Source organism: Caulobacter sp. BE254 (assembly GCF_031457295.1).
In the GTDB taxonomy this organism is placed as follows: Bacteria; Pseudomonadota; Alphaproteobacteria; order Caulobacterales; family Caulobacteraceae; genus Caulobacter.
Window position 1 is genome coordinate 209,249 of the sequence record NZ_JAVDWJ010000002.1, and the last position, 17,447, is coordinate 226,695.

Sequence of the window (17,447 nt, forward strand, 5' to 3'; positions counted from 1 at the left end):
GCTACGGCCGACTCACCTTGCCCCCTACGGGTCGCTTCGCGACCGTCTTCCCCCGGAGGGGGAAGAGCGCTCCGCCCCCTATGGGGGCGGACAGACCGCGAAGCGGTCAGGTGGGGGCAAGTCAGAACGCCCCTACTGCCCCGCCGCCACCGTGATCCGTCCCGCTTCCGACCGCGCGTTCAGGCTCGGCCGGTACATGTCCTTGGCGATCGCCCCGGGCAGGAAGAACTCGCCCGGCGTCACGGCCCGCGCCACATAGGCCATGGCGAACGGCTTCTCGCCGCCCAGGTCCAGCGCGGCGATGTAGCGGTCGTCGCGGCTTTCCTGGACGTCGGGATTGGTCAGCTCGCCCAGGAACTTGAACGGCCCGTTCTGGGCGTCGTCGGCGCCCAGGGTGGTCTCGATCTCGAAGCCGGCCGGCAGGGCGTCGTCGACCACCAGGGCGGTCGAGCGGGCCTGCATCGAGCGGCCGGACACCAGCACGATCACCCGGTCGCCCTGGTGGATCTGGGCCGGATCGATCGCCCCGCCGTTCATCGAGAACAGGCGCTTGGACACCGAGATCCCGTTGGCCTCGGCCCCCGGGGCTGCGATCGGCGTACCGCGCACGCTGACCGTCCGCCACAGGGCGCCCTTGCCCTTGTTGACGAAGCGGGCGTCGGCCAGACGGCCCACGGCCCAGCGCGGCGCGCCGCCGGCCGGCGGGAGGGCGGTCACGCCCTGGGCGTCGATGGTCATCGGCCCGGCCGCCTTCAGCAGCTGGTAGGCCGCCGACAGCACCGCCGCCTGCTCCTGGGTGTTGAGGGCGTCGGGATCCTTGACCACGTTCTCCAGGCGGCCCTGCAGCTGGCGGGCGACGTCGCCCTGGCCGGCCTGAACCGCCAGGGCGGTGACCGCGGCGACGTCGCGCAGCGGGCTCTGGTACCAGTCGGCGTCGTCGCGCCAGCCCAGCGAGCGGACCGCCTGGCGCATGGCCGAGCGGGCCCGGGCCTGGTCGCCCATCAGGGCCAGGCCCGCCGCCACCTGGGCCTTGGCCAAGGGCTGGTCCTCGTCCTTCATCTGCACGTCGTGCCACCAGCGCAGGCGGGCGAGATCCCCGCGCCCGGCCTTGGCCATCACATAGAGGGCGTAGGCGCTGGCCCGGCGGCGCATGCGTTCGGTGGCCTTCTTGGAGTCGTCGGGCGTGCGGCCCCACCATTCGGGATATTCCAGGCGGTAGGACACCGAACTCCAGCCGTCGGGGCGGCTGATCTGGCGCATGGCGTTCAGCGCCTTGTCCATCGCCTCGTCCGGCACGGCGATCCCCTGGGCCTTGGCGTCGACCAGGAAGTCGGTGGCGTAGGCGCCCAGCCAGGCGTCGGCCTCGCCATCGCCCACCCGCCACAGGCCGAAGGCGCCGTCCAGGGTCTGGCGATCCAGCAGCTTGCCCACCGCCCCGGCCAGGATGGCCGGATTGCGCTTGAGCTTGGGATCGCTGGAGACGCCCTGAGCGTACAGCAGCGGATAGGCGGTCGAGACCAGCTGCTCGGTGCAGCCATAGGGGTAGCGCTGCAGGGCCACGGCGATCGCCGAGGGGTCGAAGCCCCGGAACGGCGAGTAGCTGACCTGCAGGGTGATGTCGCCGGCCGCCAGGCCCGACAGCAGCTGGGCGCTGGGGGTGTAGCTCATGCCCGGCTGCTGCAGCTCGGTGGTGGTGCGCACCACGTCGCCCCAGCCCAGGCGGGTCTGGATCGGATAGTCCTTGGCCGTCTGGAAGCCGGGGCCGGACACCTTGAAGCCCACCTTGCCGATCCCGGTGACGGTCGGGGCCAGGAACTGGATCTTCTCGGCGATCCGCTGGCCCAGGACCAGGGTGATCACCTTCCTGAAGGCCACGGCGATGCCATTGGTGGCGTTGGCCTCGACCGTATAGGCCCCGGCCTTGCCCTCGACATTGTGCAGCTCCAGCGTCGCCATCGGCTTGTCGCCAGGGGCCAGGAAGCGCGGCAGGTTGAGGTCGGCCACCACCGGCTGGCGCACGGTCATAGCCTTGGAGCCCGAGCCGACGGCGTTTTCGGTCCAGGCCACGGCCATGATCCTAAGCTCACCGTTGAAGTCGGCGGCCGGGAGCTTGACCACCGCCTTGCCGTCCATGCCGGTCTCGACGATGCCAGACCACAGGGCCACGGTCTTGATCGGCGTCACCGTCAGACCCTCGCCGCCCAGCTCGTCGGCGCCGAAATTGACGTTGGCCGGCGCGCCCATGTTCGGATCCAGCAGGCGGCCGTAGTCGTCGCGGTAGTTCAGGGTCAGGGCCCGCTTGCCGAAGTACCACTTGGCCGGATCGGGGCTGTCCTGGCGGGTCAGGCGCAGGATGCCCTCGTCGACCGCGGCGATGGTGACCTTGGCCTTCTGGCCGAAGCCCAGGCCCTGGACCTTGATCGGCACGTCGACCGGGGCCTTGGAGTCCAGCTTCACCGGTGTGCCGATGTCCACCGTCAGCCGGCGGCCCTTGGGCTCCAGCGGCACATAGATCAGGCCCAGGGCCCGCTTGGGCTTGGGCGAGCTGACCGGGTCGCGCGGCTGGATCACCGTGACCATCACATAGGCCCCGCCGCCCCAGGCGGCCGAGGTCTTCAGCCGCACGGTCGTGCCGTTCTCGCCGACGCTCAGGGTCTTGAAGTCGATCAGCCGGTCGGTGGCCACCGCCACCTGCACCTGGCCGGCATAGGGCGACTTCAGGGTCAGTTCGACCGTGTCGCCCTGATTGTAGGCCTTGGTCCCCGCGCTGACCCGCACGAAGTCGGGCGCCTCGCCTTCCTTGGCGGGCGAGCCCCAGCCCGACGAGAATTTGGTCACCGTCCTGGACCCGTCCGGGCCCTCGACCACCAGCCGGTAGTCGCCCCAGCCCAGGCGGCGGTTGAAGCGCGCGGGCTGACCGGCGCCGATATTGACCGTGGCCTTGGCCACCACCGCGTCGCGGCTGGTGCGCCGCCACTGCCAGCGGCCGTCCTGCTGGAACCAGTCGTAGTTCCAGTTCTCGCTGATCAGGGTATAGGTCGCCGTCGACGCAATGCGCGCCCCGGCGGCGTTGACCGCGATCATTTCCAGGCTGACCGGCGGATCGCCGTTCCCCGCGTCGCCCTGCTCGACCTTGACGCCGTAGTAGACGGGCTTGCCGCGCACCTTCAGCTCCAGGCCCTCGCGCACGGGACGGCCGCCGGGCTCGAACACGGAAGCCGTCACCGCCGCCACCAGCGGCTGGGCGGTGTCGCCGGCCTCGCCAGTTCCCAGATTCAGCATGGCGTGGCCGTCGCCGTCGGTGACGGTCGTGCCCAGCTCGATGAACTTCTCGTCGAAGGGCGCCAGGTCGTCGCCCCACTCATAGCCCTTGTATTGCGGGAAGGGGTCGGTGTCGGTGCGCAGCCGCGCCTCGCCCTGGGTCTGCAGGCCCGCGCCCGGCGCGCCGTAGAGGAAGCGGGCCGAGACGTCGATCTTGCGCTCCTGGCCGGCCGCGACGGGGACGGACTCCTGGCCCGTGGCGGTGACCGCCAGCCGTTGCGGGGCGAAATCCTCGACGCTGAAGCTGAGCGACCCGGCTTCGGCGTCGGACCCTTCCATCTTCAGCACCGCCGTCCAGCGGCCGCGCGGAGCACTTCGGGGGAGTGCGATGTCGGCCAGCACGGCGCCGGCGTCGGCGCGGCTGAAATTGTAGCGCTTGAACTCCACGCCCGAGGGCCGCTTGACCAGAATGTAGCCCTTGCGGTCGTTGACCGCCTTGGCCAGCCGGTCGCGGACCATGGCCGTCAGGTGCACGGTCTCGCCGGGACGATAGATGCCGCGGTCGGCGTAGAGATAACCGTCGATGTCGCTGGAAAGCGCCCGGCCGCCGTCGGACTCGGTGCGGCCGCCGACGCCCTGCTTGGACAGGTCGACCGGCGAGCGGTCCAGGTCCAGCACCGCCAGGTCGCCCTGGTCGCCATAGGCCATGACCATCTTGGCCCGCGCCGCGCCGTCGCCCTCGAGCAGGGCGTGGGCGAAGCGCGCCCGGCCGTCGGCGTCGGTCTTGGCCACCGCCAGGTCCTCGCCGTCCTTGGCCACCAGGGCCACGCGCACGCCGGCCACGGTCTTGGCGCTCTTCAACGAGCGGACCACCACGTCCAGGGATTCGGCCCCGTCGTAGCCGATCAGCGCCATGTCGGTGAACATGATCCAGCGGCGGGCCTGGGCCGGGGTCGGGTCGCCCTCGCCGTCCGGATCGCGACCGCCCGAGGCGTCGCGCGCCTTGATCACATAGCCGCCGGGCTTCATCTCCTTGAGCACCGCGCCCAGCGGGAAGACGGTCGTGGCCTTCTGGCCCGCCGCGCCCTGCACGTCGATCACGCCCTTCCAGACCTGGCGGCCCTCGTCGTCGGGGCTGTCGTCGCCATAGTCGCTGGCGTAGTCGCCCTCGCCGGTCGGGTCGGGCGCGCCGATCGACTTGCGCACCAGGTTGCGGTCCGACACCCGCCAGACCTCGATGGCCAGCTTGGAGACGTTCATGGTCTCCAGCGCCACGCCGTCGGATTCCTCGCGCGGCAGGATGACGCCGTCGCCGGCGAAGCCGACATAGGGCGGCTTCTCGCCAAAGGTGAAGTCGACGTCGGCGTTGGCGGCCAGGGTCTCGCCGCCCTTGCCGGGCAGGCCCTTGAGCAGGGTGACGCGATGGTCGGTGAAGCCGACGCCGCCGATGCACAGCTCGTCGTCCTTGACCCGTACGGCCGGCTGGCGGCCCAGGTCCGGCGAGATCAGCACGAAGTCGGCATAGGCCTTGGACGGGTCCAGCGGCTTGCTCATCTGCACGCAGGCCATCGGCTCGGCGCCGGTGCTGTCGATGCGGCTGCGCCAGACGGCGAAGCCTTCCGGCTTGGGGATTCCGCGACGCGGGGCGCCAGCCGAGCGGGGCCTGCCGAACAGCGACCAGGCCTGGCCCTTCGGGGCCTCGGCCGTCGCCGCCTTGTGGCCGAACCAGCCGAAGTCGGCGACCTTGCCGACCGCGAAACCGCCGCCGAAGCCGGCCACCAGGGCGGCGGCGCCGACCGCGACCAGCGGCGACTTCAGCCCGGACGGAATCCTGGCCTTGAAAGCCGCCCAGCGGGACGTCTTGGGCCCACGGCCGCCTTCCGGCGGCGTCTCGTCCGTCGACATCCCAGGCCTCCCCCAACTTTAGCGTGTCAGGGGGGACTTGAACCTAAGCCGGGCAAGGGGTCAACGGATCTGCGTTGCTTGGCTGGGGACAGGCGCATGCGCCTGTCCCCGACCGTAGCTAGGGGTTGAAGGATTTCTACGCGTCGAACGCCACCACGCCGCTGGCTAGGTCGTAGGTGGCCGAGACGATCTTCAGGCGGCCCTCGGCCTGCTTCTCGGCCAGGGTCCCGTCGGCCACCTTCAGGCGGGCGGCGACGTCGCGGACGTTCTGGTGGATGGCCGCGTCCTGCAGGTCGGCCGGATGCTTCTCCTGGGCCTCCAGCACCGCGGGGATGATCGGCAGTACCATGTTCAGCAGCGAACCGTGCAGCTCACTGTGCTTGGTAGCCACGTCCACCGCCGCGCCGACCGCGCCGCACTTGCTGTGGCCCAGGACGACGACCAGCGGGGCGCCCAGGTGCTCGACCGCGTAGACGATCGAGCCCAGGCCCTCCTGGCTGACGGTGGAGCCGGCGACGCGGACCACGAACAGCTCGCCCAGATTGCAGTCGAAGACCAGCTCGGGGCCGACGCGGCTGTCGCTGCAGCCGACGATCACCGCGAACGGCTTCTGGCCCTTGGACAGCTCGGCGATGCGGATCATGGTCGGCAGGACGATGCTGGCCCCGCCGCGGGCGAAGATGGCGTTGCCCTGCTTGAGGCGGCCCAGCGCCTCGTCCGGGCTGACCAGCTGGGGCGGGTGCACCTCGGCCGGCTCGACCGCGTCGGGCTCTTCCAGCGGCTTGACCTGGGCCAGGGCCTTGTCCAGCGCGGCCTTGTCGGTGGCTTGGGTCGCCAGCGCCCGGCGCGTGCGGCGGCCCTTGCGGGTCAGCACCGACGGCGCGGCGCCGTCGCCCTCGGCCCAGGCCAGGGCGGGCGCGGCGAGGCCGGACGCCAGGGCGCCCAGCAGCAAACGTCTCGAAACCATCTCATCCCCCGACGAGCGCGACGACTGTGGCCTACAGTCCTGGCAGGGGAAGGTTAACCTCGCCGCAACGGCGGGCTCGCCTCAAAGCGGCAATTCGACACGCTTGACCACCGTGCGCAGGGCGATCGACGAGCTGACCCGCACCACGCCCGGGATCCGCGTCAGCTCCTGGGCGTGCACCCGCTCCAGGTCGTCGACGTCGGCCACCACCAGCCGCAGCAGATAGTCCGAGCCGCCGGTCATCAGGTAGCATTCGGCCACCTCGCGGACATTGGCGATGGCCTTCTCGAAGACGCTGAGCGTCGCCTCGGCCTGGGACGACAGGGTGACTGTGACGAAGACGCTGAGCGGCAGGCCCACCGCCCGCTCGTCGATCACCGCGGCATAGCGGCCGATCACCCCCGTCTCCTCCAGCGCCTTGACCCGGCGCAGGCAGGCGGATTCGGAAAGATTCACCGCCTCGGCCATTTCCACATAGCTGGCTCGGCCCCGCCGCTGGAGCAGGTTCAGCAGCTTGCGATCGAAGGCGTCGAGATTGGCCGCAGGTTTCTTCACCGCAAGGGCTCCATAGTGACAGAATCCTGCATATCACGGTTATGGGCGCATGAAACTCCCCAGGAACCTGCATAGACTCAGGCGTAAACCAGCGTGAAAAGCCATTTGGAGGAGACTATCATGCGCGTTGGCGTGCCTTCCGAGATCAAGCCGGGCGAACACCGGGTGGGCCTGACCCCCACCGCCGTGCGCGAGTATGTGGGCCATGGCCACGCGGTGCTGGTCCAGGCCGGCGCGGGCCTGGGGGCCGGCTACGGCGACGACCTCTACGTCAAGGCCGGCGCGACCATCGCGCCCGACGCCGACGCGGTGTTCGCGGGCGCCGAGCTGATCATCAAGGTCAAGGAGCCGCAGAAGGTCGAGTGGGAGCGCCTGACGCCCCGCCACATCCTGTTCACCTATCTCCACCTGGCGCCCGATCCGGCCCAGACCGAAGGCCTGCTGGCCTCGGGCTGCGCGGCCATCGCCTACGAGACCGTCACCGACGCGCGCGGCGGCCTGCCGCTGCTGGCCCCGATGTCGGAGGTGGCCGGCCGCATCGCGGTGTTCAGCGCCGCCGAGACCCTGCTCAAGCACAATGGCGGCATGGGCCTGCTGCTCTGCGGCGTACCCGGCGTGCCCCCGGCCCGGGTGGCGGTGCTGGGCGGCGGCGTGGTCGGCTCCAACGCCGCGCGGATGGCCGCCGGCCTCGGCGCCGAGGTGGTGGTGCTGGAGCGCTCGATCCCCCGGATGCGCGAGCTGGACGACCTCTACCAGGGCCGCATTCTCACGCGCTATTCGACCATGGCCGCGGTCGAGGACGAGATCCTCAAGGCCGACGTGATCATCGGCGCGGTGCTGACCGCCGGGGCCGCCGCGCCCAAGCTGGTCAAGCGCGAGCACCTGTCGAAGATGAAGCCGGGCTCGGTGCTGGTCGACGTGTCGATCGACCAGGGCGGCTGCTTTGAGACCAGCCACCCGACCACCCACGCCGAGCCGACCTACACGGTCGACGGCGTCGTCCACTATTGCGTGGCCAACATGCCGGGCGCGGCGCCGCGCACCTCGTCCGAAGCCCTGGGCAACGCCACCCTGCCCTTCGGCCTGGCCCTTGCCGACCACGGCCTGGACGCGCTGAAGAGCAACATCCACCTGGCCAAGGGCCTCAACGTCCTGGCCGGCCAACTGACCCACCCGGCCGTGGCCGAGGCGCTGGGGAAGACGTCGGTGGATCCGTATGGGGCTTGGAAGTAAGCGGCGGGCGAACACTTGCCCCCACCTGACCGCTGCGCGGTCTGTCCGCCCCCATAGGGGGCGGAGCCTATGGCGCGAGGCTCTTCCCCCTCTGGGGGAGGAGCGCCGCAGGCGCGGAGGGGGCAAGTGGCGCGCACGGCGCCAAAAGTCCGCCTAGGCCGCGAACCGGCCCAAATCCTGGCGGCTTTCCACCAGGTCCAGCACGTCGTGCATCGAGAAGCCCGGATCGGCGGCGTACAGGGCGTCGTAGATCGAGCGGGCGAAGGCCAGGTCGGCCGGGGTCTTGACCCGCCAGTCGTAGCGCGACCAGTCGCGGTGGGCTTTCAGGTGGGCCTGGCGGAAGCGGTCGGGGCGGGCGCGGATGGCGGCGGTCGGCGAGATCATGGCCAGGGGGTCGCGGACCTCGGCGGCGGCGACGCGCAGCGCCTCGACGGTGATCACCTCGACCTCCAAGCCAGCCGGAAAGGTGCGCTCCACGCGGTTGGAGGTGTAGGCCGCGCCAGTGACCTGGGCCAGGCGGACGGCCTCGTCGATCACGGCCGGGTCGACGAACGGGGCGTCGCCCTTGATGCGGACGATGTGGCTGACCGGGCCGGCGGCCTCGGCGCAGCGGGCGATGCGGTCGAGGATGTCGCTGCCCGCGCCCCGGTGCACGGCGTAGCCGCGCGAGACCACCAGGCCGGCCAGGCCGTCGTCGGCCGGGTCGCTGCTGGTGGCGACGATGATCTTGGTCAGGCGCCGGGCGCCGCGCAGCCGCTCCAGCTGGCGCAGGATCATCGGCTGGCCCTGGAGGGTGGCGACGGCCTTGCCGGGCAGGCGCTTGGAGCCCATGCGGGCCTGGACGACGGCGAGGATCATGGCGTTCGGCTCCCTCTTCGGCTTCTCAGCGCCGTCTTCGAGGCTGAGCCTTTATTCGCTCCGGCGTCAGGCGACCCAACGTCGCGGGTCCAGGGCCACCGGATCGTCGATGGCCATGTCGTCCCAGTCGAGATCGGGCGGCGGGCTGGAGGCGGCGGCGACCACGGCCGACAGCTCGGCGGCCGAGGTGACGCCCACGAGGACGGCGCTGGCCTCGACGCGCGACAGGGCGAAGCCCAGAGCGGCCTGCAGCGGGTCGGACCGGCCCTCGGCGATCATCCGGCGCACCTTCGACAGGCGTCCCGAGGCCCCCTTCAGCTGGGCGGGAACGCGGTCGGGCGGCAGGAACAGCAGGCCGTTCAGGAAGATCGAGCGCAGCTGCACCTCGATGCCCATGCCGGCGATGCGCTGCAGCGAGCCATCGGCCAGCAGGCGCTGGTCCAGCAGGCTGGCCGGGGCTTGCAGGATGTCGGGCTTGAAGCGGCGGGCCACGCCGACCGGATCGTCGCTGGCGTGGGCGGCGACGCCGACCTTGGCGAACAGCCCCTCGTCGCGCAGCCGGGCCAGGCGGTCCCAGACGGCCGCGCCGTGCGGGCCGAACAGTTCGGCGGGCGAGGGGACGATGATGGCGTCGGCGCGTTCCACGGCCAGGCGGCGCAGGGAGGCGCGGGCCTCGGCCTCGACGAAGTCCGGGCCGCGGTCGGCGCGGGCGGCCGACAGGGTGACGCGGAACGGCACGGGACGCGGGATCAGGTCGCCCAGCACCTGCTCGGCGCGGCCATGGTTGCCCGACACGTCCAGCACCGACAGGCGGGCGCGGGCGGCGATGGCGAGAATGTCACGGGCTTCGGTTTCGGGCGAACGGGCGCGCGGCGACGCGCTCATGCCGTCCAGTCCGAACTGGGCGGCGGCGAGACCGAGCTTGGAAACCGAGAGCGACATGGAAATCCGTGCGGATGGAACACCAGTATCGACGAGCCTAGGCCCAAAGGACTGAAGAAGGCGTTTCTGGAAACTTGCCGAGGGGTTAACATCGCCGGCGATGAAGCTTCCCGATCCCCCGCTCGACCAGGCCTCCGAAATCGCCGGGGACTGGCCGCTGCACGGCCTGGCCGAGGACATGCGCCCCGCCCTGGCCCAGGCCCTGGCGCGCGGCGCGGCGGGCCTGGCGACGATCATTTCCCTGGGCGAGGGCGGTCCGCGTCCGGTCGGCGCCCAGATGGTGTTCGGCATGGAAAGCCGCGCCGGGTTCCTGTCGGGCGGCTGCATCGAGGCCGATGTCGAGGCCCACGCCCGGGCCTGCATGGCCGACGGGCGGCCCCGGCGCCTGGTCTATGGCGAGGGCAGCCCCTGGCCCGACATCCGCCTGCTGTGCGGCGCGCGGATCGAGATCCTGGTCGAGCGCCTCGCCCCCGACGACGCCGCGGCCCAGGCGCTGCTGGCCCTGGCCGCCGCCCGCGTCCCGGCCTCCTGGATCAGCGACGGCGAGCGGCGGCATTGCGGCCCGGCGTCGGACGCCGTCCAGCCCTGGCCTGGCGCCTTTTCGCGGCGATTCGACCCGCCGCCCCGGCTGGTGGTGTTCGGCGGCGACCCCACCGCCCTGGCCGTGGCCAGCCTCGGGGCCCAGTCGGGCTTTTCGACCACCCTGGTCCGCCCCAAGGGCCCGATCGCGCCGCCGCCCCTGGCCGGCGTGGCCTATCGCCGCGACGACGTGGCGAGCGCCGCGGCGGCGGTCGGGCTGGACGCCTGGACGGCGGTGGCGGTCTGCGGCCACGACGAAGAGGTCGACCACCAGGCCCTGCTGGCCGCCCTGCCCTCGGCCGCGCCCTATGTCGGCCTGCTGGGCGCGCGGCGGCGGCTGGGCGGGCGGCTGGATCGCCTGCAGGCGGCCGGCGTCGCCGAGGCCGACCTTGAGAAGCTGCGCGCCCCGATCGGCCTCGACCTGGGCGGCAAGGCGCCGTTCGAGGTGGCCGTGGCGATCATCGGCGAGATCATGGCCAGCCGCCACGGCCAGCCGGCCCTGGCGCGGCGGCCGTCCTCCGCCCCCGATGGGGGCGGGCAGGCGGCGAAGCCGCCAGGTGGGGGCAAGTCTTAGCGGGCATGGTGTTGCAGGCACGGCTTCTCGACCTCGGGCTTGCGCGGCGAGTGGGTGGGGAGGCGCGGAGCGGTCCGGGTCCAACCCGGATGACCGTGGGTGTAGTGTGTGCGTTTCGGCTAGACCTGACCGCTCCGCGAAACCGTTCTTCTCAAGGGACGGCGATTGAGGGCTTGTTTCATCCCGATCGACGTTTCCCCTCAGGCGGGCAGGATCAAAGTCGCCCGGAAGGGGCCGTCGGCGACTCCGACTGATCCTCGAACAGGCCGGTTTGAACTCCCAGCCCCGTCAACCCGCGCAAGTCCCGGCGAGGTTTCGGTGAGTCCCGGATCTATCCAACGAACAGACCCACACCTGCCTCGCGCAAGGCCTGCGCGGCCCCGCTCGGTTCCATCCCCATCGCCTGCTCGGGCCGGTACCAAGAGCCCTCCCCGTGATGGAGACGGGATTATTGTGCAACGGGTTTGAATACGGCGGCGATTGTGACGCTGATTTTCTTTCAGGACATTGAGATTGCTGGACTTCTTTTCAGCGATCGCGGGGATAGACGCCGCCCGATCCCCCCAACGGTCGTCATCTCCGCCCTTGCGGCACGGCTGTCCGGTTCGCAACCTGGATGGGATCAGGTTGAAATCGTTTGGACAGTGACGCAGCGATGACCGGCGCCCCAGAGGCGTCCTCGTCCTTCGACAGGCTCAGGATGAGGACGAATTCAACGACGGTTCAGTAGAAATCCTCATCCTGAGCTTGTCGAAGGACGAGGATTTATCCACACCGCCGTTTGAAGGGCCGCCCTCAAGTCTTCCCAACCGGACAACCGTACCCTTGTGGCGGGAATGACGGTTGTAAAAAGCGAAAGCTCCTTGCCCCTGCCGCCCTCCGCCAGCGGCGAGGCCACGCCTTGAAACCTTGATGGCGAGCCTGCTCTGGCGTCTGACCGAGTCAAGGACGACGCGCCGCGTCGCCGCGACGCGGCCGCCGGAGGCGGTCCTTGACTCGGTCAGACGCCAGAGCTCCGATCCACCAAGGCTTTAAGGCGCGGCCCCATCCGGGACGATGGGCGGCATGCGCTAGGGTGGTGAGCGGACTTTGGCCAAATTACCCATCGATAGACGTCGGCAGGATCACGCCCTGACGATAAGCGACCTTTGCTCGTCCCCACTGCCCGCTAGGGCGCGTCGCTTCCAGACTGATCTGATCGCGTATGATTTCGCACATCAGCAGCCCGAGGCACTCATGACGGCCGAGACCTATGTCGCGGTCGCTTTCGACGTGGAGCAAGAGGCGGTTTGGGTCTGGCCCCCAGTTCCGCACGATAGCGTCGTCGCCGTAGTATGCTCGGATGGTCTTCAAAATATACCGCTCCTCCTCTGGGGTCAGAGGCGCGGGTTGTTTGAGCGGAAGAGGAAGCTGAGCCTGCGGCATGACCTAAGATTGGCTAAGTTCTCTCCGTCGGCAACGGGTGGTTTTCAGACGCTTGCCTATCACTGGACCAGCATAAAGACCGCGGCCATCCCTAGTCGTCAGCTTCGTTCGGTCGGGGAGTCAGCCAAACGCCCTGGCTCAATTCGCGCCAATTCCATGAGATCGAGACGGTTCCACCCTTAGTCGGTAAATCAAGCATCGTCTCTGGAACGCGCATGAGCGGTACGGAACTGTCGATGGCTGCAGCAACATGCTCGTCCATCACTCCCTTCGATCGGCATCGCACGAGATCGCCCTTGGGCCCGACCCGGCAGGTGGTCTCGGTTACGCCCTCGACGCGGCCAGCCAGAGAGATGAACTTTGTTGCCTGGGCCCGATCTGGAAAAGCGGTCCACCTGGCGAATTTTGCTGTGCAAACTCCTCCACCCAACGAACATGGAAAACCTTTGGAGCCAGACGGAAGCCTGATCTCGATCACGGCGGAGTAGCCGAAGGGGTGCCCGACCTCTGGCGAGGTTTGAGCGCCCGTCGCCTTAGTTACTATGGACCTGCTCTGGCTAGATTCTGGAGCGACGTTCGGAACCTGAGGTGGCGTAATCGGTCGGCTTGCATTGATGTTCAGGTCACCGCACGGCAACTTGTTGGCCGTTTTGACAACGCCATGGGGGCGGCAAAGGGCCTGGAGGCTACACATAGCAGGGACATAGGTGCCAAGCATTCTGCTCTGCTTGAGCCGGATACTTTCGTTCGGACCGTCGAAATCTCCGAGCTCGGATGCCGGTGTAAGCGCGCTGACCAACAGGTGGCGCATCCGGTCGATCGTTGACCTTCCCCTTGCTTTGTCGCGCTCAGCCAAGATGTAGAACCGCAGGTAGCGACCGTTGGTGTCGGTCGGTTCGGCAAGCTGGCTGTCAGACAAGGAAACCAACGAGTTATAGATCGAACCGCCGGGAAACTGTTCGCGGTCGTATTCCTGAACGTCGCCCACACGGTCGCCCCCATTATGCGCGTAACTGATCCTGTCGCGGTTGTCCCATTGGGTCACCCGGCGGAAGGCCGCACAGATTTGCTTTTCCGTCGAGCCGACAGGAATCCATTCAGAGGTCTCAAAGAGCTCCTCGGGCAAGGGTTTGGTGCCTTTGCAGGAGGCTGCGACCAAGGAGGCGTCGATAGTTTTGGGCGCGCTGGTCAATTCTTCGGGCAGGCCGAAGGCCGTATAGGGTAGATTCCAACCCCGACTCGTCCCCGTCCACATGCGTTCGGTGCAGTTCTTTTTGCAGACTGCCCACGCTTCCGGTCGCAGCGGGAACCGTCGTCCGGCGACCTCCAGCACAACCGGGCCGCCATTGGGGCCGCTGTTAAAAGGCCAGTCTCCCCGGATACACACGGCTCCATTGGAGGTGTTTTCGTATTTGAGGGAAAGACCGCCGTCGTCCGGCCGGTCAATGAATTGGTAGGGCAGCGTAGCCGGCGTTGGCCCTGATGAAGCCAGCGCGAAGGCCGCCACTACGATCCCCGCCATCTTCAGTCGCCGCATTGTGCCCCCCGGGAATATGCAAAACCCCACTAGCCTGCCGCCAGGCATTCTGTTGCCAGCCTTGCCTAGTGATTGTTGAAAAAGCTCAACCGTTGATATCCGGCGGTAGAGCCAACATCCGCAACGGGTCGAACGCCGCCGCTAGCGGACGCTCGAGGCTGGTCGGAGTCCCTACTCCGCTCGCCAGTCGCCCGACTTGCCGCCGGTCTTCTCGACCAGGCGGACGGCCTCGATGACCATGCCCTTCTCGGCGGCCTTGAGCATGTCGTAGATCGTCAGGCAGGCCACCGAGACGGCGGTCAGGGCCTCCATCTCCACGCCCGTCTGGCCCTTCAGCTTGACCCGGGCCATCACCGCCAGCCCGCCCTCGGCCGGCTCGACCGACACTTCGACCTTGGACAGGGCCAGGGGGTGGCACAGCGGGATCAGGTCGGAGGTTTTCTTGGCGGCCATCACCCCGGCGATCTCGGCCACGGCCCGAACGTCGCCCTTGCGGCCGGTTCCGGAGATGGCCAGCTCACGGGTCGAGGGCCGCATCCGTACGAAGCCGACGGCGATCGCCTCGCGGACGGTCTCGGCCTTGTCCGAGACGTCGACCATGCGGGCGCGGCCCTGGTCGTCGATGTGGGTCAGGCGGGTCACTGTTCCAGCAGTCCTATTGCTCTAGGAGTCGGGGCATCAGTTCGACCATGTTGCAGGGCTTGTGGCGGCTGTCGAGCTGGGCCGAGATGACCTTGTCCCAGCCGTCGCGCACCGCCCCGTTGCTGCCCGGCAGGCAGAACACGAACACCCCGCCGATCAGGCCGGCCGTGGCGCGGCTCTGCAGGGTGGACAGGCCGACCGTGGCGTAGCTGACCAGGTGGAACACCACCGCAAAGCCGTCGATCTTCTTGTCGAACAGCGGCTCCAGGGCCTCGACCGTGACGTCGCGGCCGGTCAGGCCGGTGCCGCCGGTGGAGACGATGGCGTCGACCTGGCCGCCGGCGATCCAGTCGCGCACGGTCTGGCGGATCTTCTCGATATCGTCGCGGACCACCACACGGCCCGCCAGCTCATGGCCCGCCGCCTTGATCCGGTCGACCAGCAGCTGGCCGGAGGTGTCGGTGGATTCGTCGCGGGTGTCCGAGACGGTGAGGACCGCCACCCGCACCGGCTTGAACGGTAGCTCGGGCTTGATCCCGCCGCCCGGGGTGAGGCCTGCCGACATCGATCGTTCTCCTAGTCCCAGCGTTCCGCGTCGGTCCTATCCCGAGCCGTCGGCTCGATCCAGCGCTCGCCGTCCGGGCCGTGCTCCTTCTTCCAGAACGGCGCGCGGCTCTTCAGATAGTCCATCAGGAAGTCGCAGGCCTCGAAGGCGGCGCGGCGGTGGCTGGCCGCCGTGGCCACGAAGACGATCGCCTCGCCCGGCGCGATGCGGCCGATGCGATGGACGATGCGGTAGTCGTGAAGGTCGAACCGGGTCTTGGCGGCCTCGGCGAAGGCGGCGATCGCCGCGTCGGTGAAGCCGGGATAGGCCTCCAGCTCCAGGGTCGTGGCCTGGCCTCGCTCGGCCCGCGCCAGGCCGACGAAGCTGGCCACCGCCCCGGTCTCGTCGCGGCCGGCGCAGAACGTCGTCAGCAAGGCCCCCGGCTCGAACGCCTGGGCGGTCAGGCTGATGGACGGCAGGGTGGTCATCCGCCGCTCATCGGCGGCAGGAAGGCCACCTCCGTCGCGGTCGCCAGGCTGGCTTCGCCGCGGACCAGGACCTTGTCGACCGCCACCTGCACGCCAGGCCCGGACAAGGCCTCGGCCAGGTCCGGATCGTCGGCGGCCAGGGCCTCGCGCAGGGCGGCCAGGGAGCCGGCCTCGACGGCCCGGTCGCGCCAGCCGGCCTGGTCGGCCAGGCGTCCGAACAGCAGCACCCGGGCCATGTCAGCCCCCGGTCGTCGACATGTGGCGGGCCACGGCCGGCCGCGCGCCGTCGATCTGGAAGTCGTGGCCCTGAGGCTTGGCGCCGATGGCCGCGAAGATCGCCCGCTCCAGCTCCGCCTCGTCGGCGCCGCGGCGGATCACCGCCCGCAGGTCGCTGGCGTCGTCGCGGCCCAGGCAGGTGTGCAGGGTGCCGGTGCAGGTCAGGCGCACCCGGTTGCAGGCCTCGCAAAAATTGTGGCTCAGCGGGGTGATCAGGCCCAGCCGCCCGCCGGTCTCCTCGACCCGCACATAGCGGGCCGGACCGCCCGTGGCGTAGGTCAGGTCGGTCAGGGTCCAGAAGGAGGCGAGGTCGCGGCGGACGTCCTTTAGCGACAGGTACTGGTCGGTGCGGTCCTCGTCGATCTCGCCCAGCGGCATGGTCTCGATCAGGGTCATGTCGGCGCCCAGGCCATGCGCCCACTGGATCAGGGCCGGCAGTTCCTCGGCGTTATCGTGCTTCAGCGCCACGGCGTTGACCTTGACCTGGATCCCGGCCGCCAGGGCCGCGTCGATCCCGGCCAGCACCTTGGACAGGTCCCCGCCCCGGGTCAGCTTGCGGAAAAGGTCGGGCTTGAGGGTGTCGAGCGAGACATTGACCCGCCGCACCCCCAGGCGGGCCAGGTCGGCCGCGTGACCGGCCAGCTGGGTGCCGTTGGTGGTCATCGTCAGTTCGTCCAGGGTGCCGGACCGCAGGTGACGGGACAGGCTCTCGACCAGGGTCATGATCCCTTTGCGGACCAGGGGCTCGCCGCCGGTCAGCCGCAGCTTGCGCACGCCCAGGCCCACGAAGGTCGAGGCCAGGCGGTCCAGCTCCTCCAGCGACAGGACCTCCGCCTTGGGCAGGAAGGTCATGTGCTCGGCCATGCAATAGGTGCAACGCAGGTCGCAGCGGTCGGTGACCGAGACGCGCAGATAGGTCACCGCGCGGCCGAAGCCGTCGATCAGGCGGCTGGGCGCGCGCGGGGAACGGGTTGCCGCTTGCGCGGGGCTGGCGTCATAGGGCGTCATGTCGGTTCATAAGATAGGCGCGCGACGGCATGGCGGAAAGTAAAAGCACGCGGTGCGACGCCGTGGTCCTGGCGGCGGGAGCGGGACGCCGGTTCGGCGGGCGCAAGCTGCTCGCGCCGTTCGAGGGCCGGCCCCTGGCGGCGGGGGCCCTGGACGCGGCGTTCGCGGCCCCGGTCCGGCGGGTCCTGCTGGTCACCGACGGCGACCGAGAGCTGGCCGCCTTCGCGCGTGAGCACGCCCGGGCGCTGGGCCGGGACGACGATCTCCAGGTCGTGGTGGCCGCCGACGCCGCGGAGGGCATGGGCGCCTCGCTGCGGGCCGGGATCGAGGCCGTGCCGCCGGACGCCGACGGCGTCTTCGTGTTCCTGGGCGACATGCCCTGCGTCCCGCCCGGCCTCGCCCGGGACCTGGTCCGGGCGCTGGTCCCCGGCGTCGACGCGGTCGCGCCGCGCCTCGCGGGACGGCGGGGGCATCCGGTGCTGTTCGGGCGCGACTGTTTTCGCGCGCTGCGAGCCCTGGGCGGCGATGTCGGGGCGCGGGAGGTGCTGGCCGTCCTGGGCGACCGCCTGGCGTGGGTCGACACCTTCCACGCCGGTGTCCTGTTCGATGTCGACCGGCCCGAGGACCTGGCCTGAGGGCCGGCGGACTCCGAT

At 69.8% G+C, this 17,447-nt stretch carries 14 protein-coding genes; 3 read left to right on the plus strand and 11 right to left on the minus strand.

All coding sequences use genetic code 11. From position 1 onward, the window contains the following. Positions 1–132 precede the first annotated feature (132 nt). The 3 genes from J2X41_RS05100 to J2X41_RS05110 all read right to left on the minus strand — a co-directional run bounded on the left by J2X41_RS05100 (position 133) and on the right by J2X41_RS05110 (position 6,688). A complete protein-coding gene (locus J2X41_RS05100; protein WP_310080140.1) occupies positions 133–5,166 on the minus strand; it encodes an alpha-2-macroglobulin in 5,034 nt (1,677 codons plus the stop codon). A 136-nt stretch (positions 5,167–5,302) separates the two neighbouring features. Continuing rightward, positions 5,303–6,133, minus strand: coding sequence for a carbonic anhydrase (locus tag J2X41_RS05105; protein ID WP_310080142.1), 831 nt, complete (start codon positions 6,131–6,133; stop codon positions 5,303–5,305). An 81-nt stretch (positions 6,134–6,214) separates the two neighbouring features. Beyond that, a complete protein-coding gene (locus J2X41_RS05110; protein ID WP_056758081.1) occupies positions 6,215–6,688 on the minus strand; it encodes an Lrp/AsnC family transcriptional regulator in 474 nt (157 codons plus the stop codon). A gap of 120 nt (positions 6,689–6,808) precedes the next feature. On the opposite strand from J2X41_RS05110, the gene ald reads away from it, so the two are divergent. Then, on the plus strand, positions 6,809–7,921 hold the full coding sequence (ald, locus tag J2X41_RS05115) for an alanine dehydrogenase (RefSeq protein WP_310080146.1): 1,113 nt from the start codon (positions 6,809–6,811) through the stop codon (positions 7,919–7,921). A 153-nt stretch (positions 7,922–8,074) separates the two neighbouring features. Here the strand turns inward: ald and J2X41_RS05120 are convergent, their stop codons facing one another. Together J2X41_RS05120 and J2X41_RS05125 are read right to left on the minus strand one after the other, a co-directional pair. After that, positions 8,075–8,779 carry a glycosyltransferase family protein gene (locus J2X41_RS05120; RefSeq protein WP_310080148.1) on the minus strand — a complete coding sequence of 235 codons (705 nt, stop codon included), beginning with the start codon at positions 8,777–8,779 and terminating at the stop codon, positions 8,075–8,077. 66 nt (positions 8,780–8,845) lie between these two features. Then, positions 8,846–9,721 carry a bifunctional regulator KidO gene (locus J2X41_RS05125; RefSeq protein WP_057186028.1) on the minus strand — a complete coding sequence of 292 codons (876 nt, stop codon included), beginning with the start codon at positions 9,719–9,721 and terminating at the stop codon, positions 8,846–8,848. A 100-nt stretch (positions 9,722–9,821) separates the two neighbouring features. Between J2X41_RS05125 and J2X41_RS05130 the strand changes: the two genes are divergently transcribed. Continuing rightward, positions 9,822–10,874: an XdhC family protein gene (locus tag J2X41_RS05130; protein ID WP_310080152.1), complete on the plus strand. Its 1,053-nt coding sequence runs from the start codon at positions 9,822–9,824 to the stop codon at positions 10,872–10,874. A 1,516-nt stretch (positions 10,875–12,390) separates the two neighbouring features. On the opposite strand, the gene J2X41_RS05140 is transcribed toward J2X41_RS05130, so the two are convergent. The 6 genes from J2X41_RS05140 to moaA form a co-directional block, all read right to left on the minus strand. Then, the gene (locus J2X41_RS05140; RefSeq protein ID WP_310080155.1) at positions 12,391–13,836 is read right to left on the minus strand and encodes a hypothetical protein; all 1,446 of its coding nucleotides are present in this window, start codon (positions 13,834–13,836) and stop codon (positions 12,391–12,393) included. Positions 13,837–14,007: 171 nt separating this feature from the next. Beyond that, positions 14,008–14,478, minus strand: a complete 471-nt coding sequence (gene moaC, locus J2X41_RS05145; protein ID WP_089929622.1) for a cyclic pyranopterin monophosphate synthase MoaC — start codon at positions 14,476–14,478, stop codon at positions 14,008–14,010. Positions 14,479–14,491: 13 nt separating this feature from the next. Next, positions 14,492–15,043, minus strand: a complete 552-nt coding sequence (gene moaB, locus J2X41_RS05150; protein WP_310080157.1) for a molybdenum cofactor biosynthesis protein B — start codon at positions 15,041–15,043, stop codon at positions 14,492–14,494. Positions 15,044–15,054: 11 nt separating this feature from the next. After that, positions 15,055–15,510: a molybdenum cofactor biosynthesis protein MoaE gene (locus J2X41_RS05155; protein ID WP_310080159.1), complete on the minus strand. Its 456-nt coding sequence runs from the start codon at positions 15,508–15,510 to the stop codon at positions 15,055–15,057. After that, positions 15,507–15,746: a MoaD/ThiS family protein gene (locus J2X41_RS05160; RefSeq protein WP_310080161.1), complete on the minus strand. Its 240-nt coding sequence runs from the start codon at positions 15,744–15,746 to the stop codon at positions 15,507–15,509. Before J2X41_RS05160 ends, J2X41_RS05155 begins: the two co-directional genes overlap by 4 nt. 1 nt (position 15,747) lies before the next feature. Beyond that, complete coding sequence (gene moaA / locus J2X41_RS05165; RefSeq protein ID WP_310080162.1) at positions 15,748–16,794, minus strand: GTP 3',8-cyclase MoaA; 1,047 nt, start codon at positions 16,792–16,794, stop codon at positions 15,748–15,750. Positions 16,795–16,823: 29 nt separating this feature from the next. On the opposite strand from moaA, the gene J2X41_RS05170 reads away from it, so the two are divergent. Next, positions 16,824–17,429 (plus strand): nucleotidyltransferase family protein, encoded by a 606-nt coding sequence (locus J2X41_RS05170; protein ID WP_310080164.1) that lies wholly within the window; start codon positions 16,824–16,826, stop codon positions 17,427–17,429. Positions 17,430–17,447 lie beyond the last annotated feature (18 nt).

Bases quoted from the DNA above. Each gene is read 5' to 3' on its own strand.
- J2X41_RS05100 (WP_310080140.1), bottom strand. From the start codon at position 5,166: ATGTCGACGGACGAGACGCCGCCGGAAGGCGGCCGTGGGCCCAAGACG.
- J2X41_RS05105 (WP_310080142.1), bottom strand. From the start codon at position 6,133: ATGGTTTCGAGACGTTTGCTGCTGGGCGCCCTGGCGTCCGGCCTCGCC.
- ald (WP_310080146.1), top strand. From the start codon at position 6,809: ATGCGCGTTGGCGTGCCTTCCGAGATCAAGCCGGGCGAACACCGGGTG.
- J2X41_RS05120 (WP_310080148.1), bottom strand. From the start codon at position 8,779: ATGATCCTCGCCGTCGTCCAGGCCCGCATGGGCTCCAAGCGCCTGCCC.
- J2X41_RS05125 (WP_057186028.1), bottom strand. From the start codon at position 9,721: ATGTCGCTCTCGGTTTCCAAGCTCGGTCTCGCCGCCGCCCAGTTCGGA.
- J2X41_RS05130 (WP_310080152.1), top strand. From the start codon at position 9,822: ATGAAGCTTCCCGATCCCCCGCTCGACCAGGCCTCCGAAATCGCCGGG.
- J2X41_RS05140 (WP_310080155.1), bottom strand. From the start codon at position 13,836: ATGCGGCGACTGAAGATGGCGGGGATCGTAGTGGCGGCCTTCGCGCTG.
- moaB (WP_310080157.1), bottom strand. From the start codon at position 15,043: ATGTCGGCAGGCCTCACCCCGGGCGGCGGGATCAAGCCCGAGCTACCG.
- J2X41_RS05155 (WP_310080159.1), bottom strand. From the start codon at position 15,510: ATGACCACCCTGCCGTCCATCAGCCTGACCGCCCAGGCGTTCGAGCCG.
- J2X41_RS05160 (WP_310080161.1), bottom strand. From the start codon at position 15,746: ATGGCCCGGGTGCTGCTGTTCGGACGCCTGGCCGACCAGGCCGGCTGG.
- moaA (WP_310080162.1), bottom strand. From the start codon at position 16,794: ATGACGCCCTATGACGCCAGCCCCGCGCAAGCGGCAACCCGTTCCCCG.
- J2X41_RS05170 (WP_310080164.1), top strand. From the start codon at position 16,824: ATGGCGGAAAGTAAAAGCACGCGGTGCGACGCCGTGGTCCTGGCGGCG.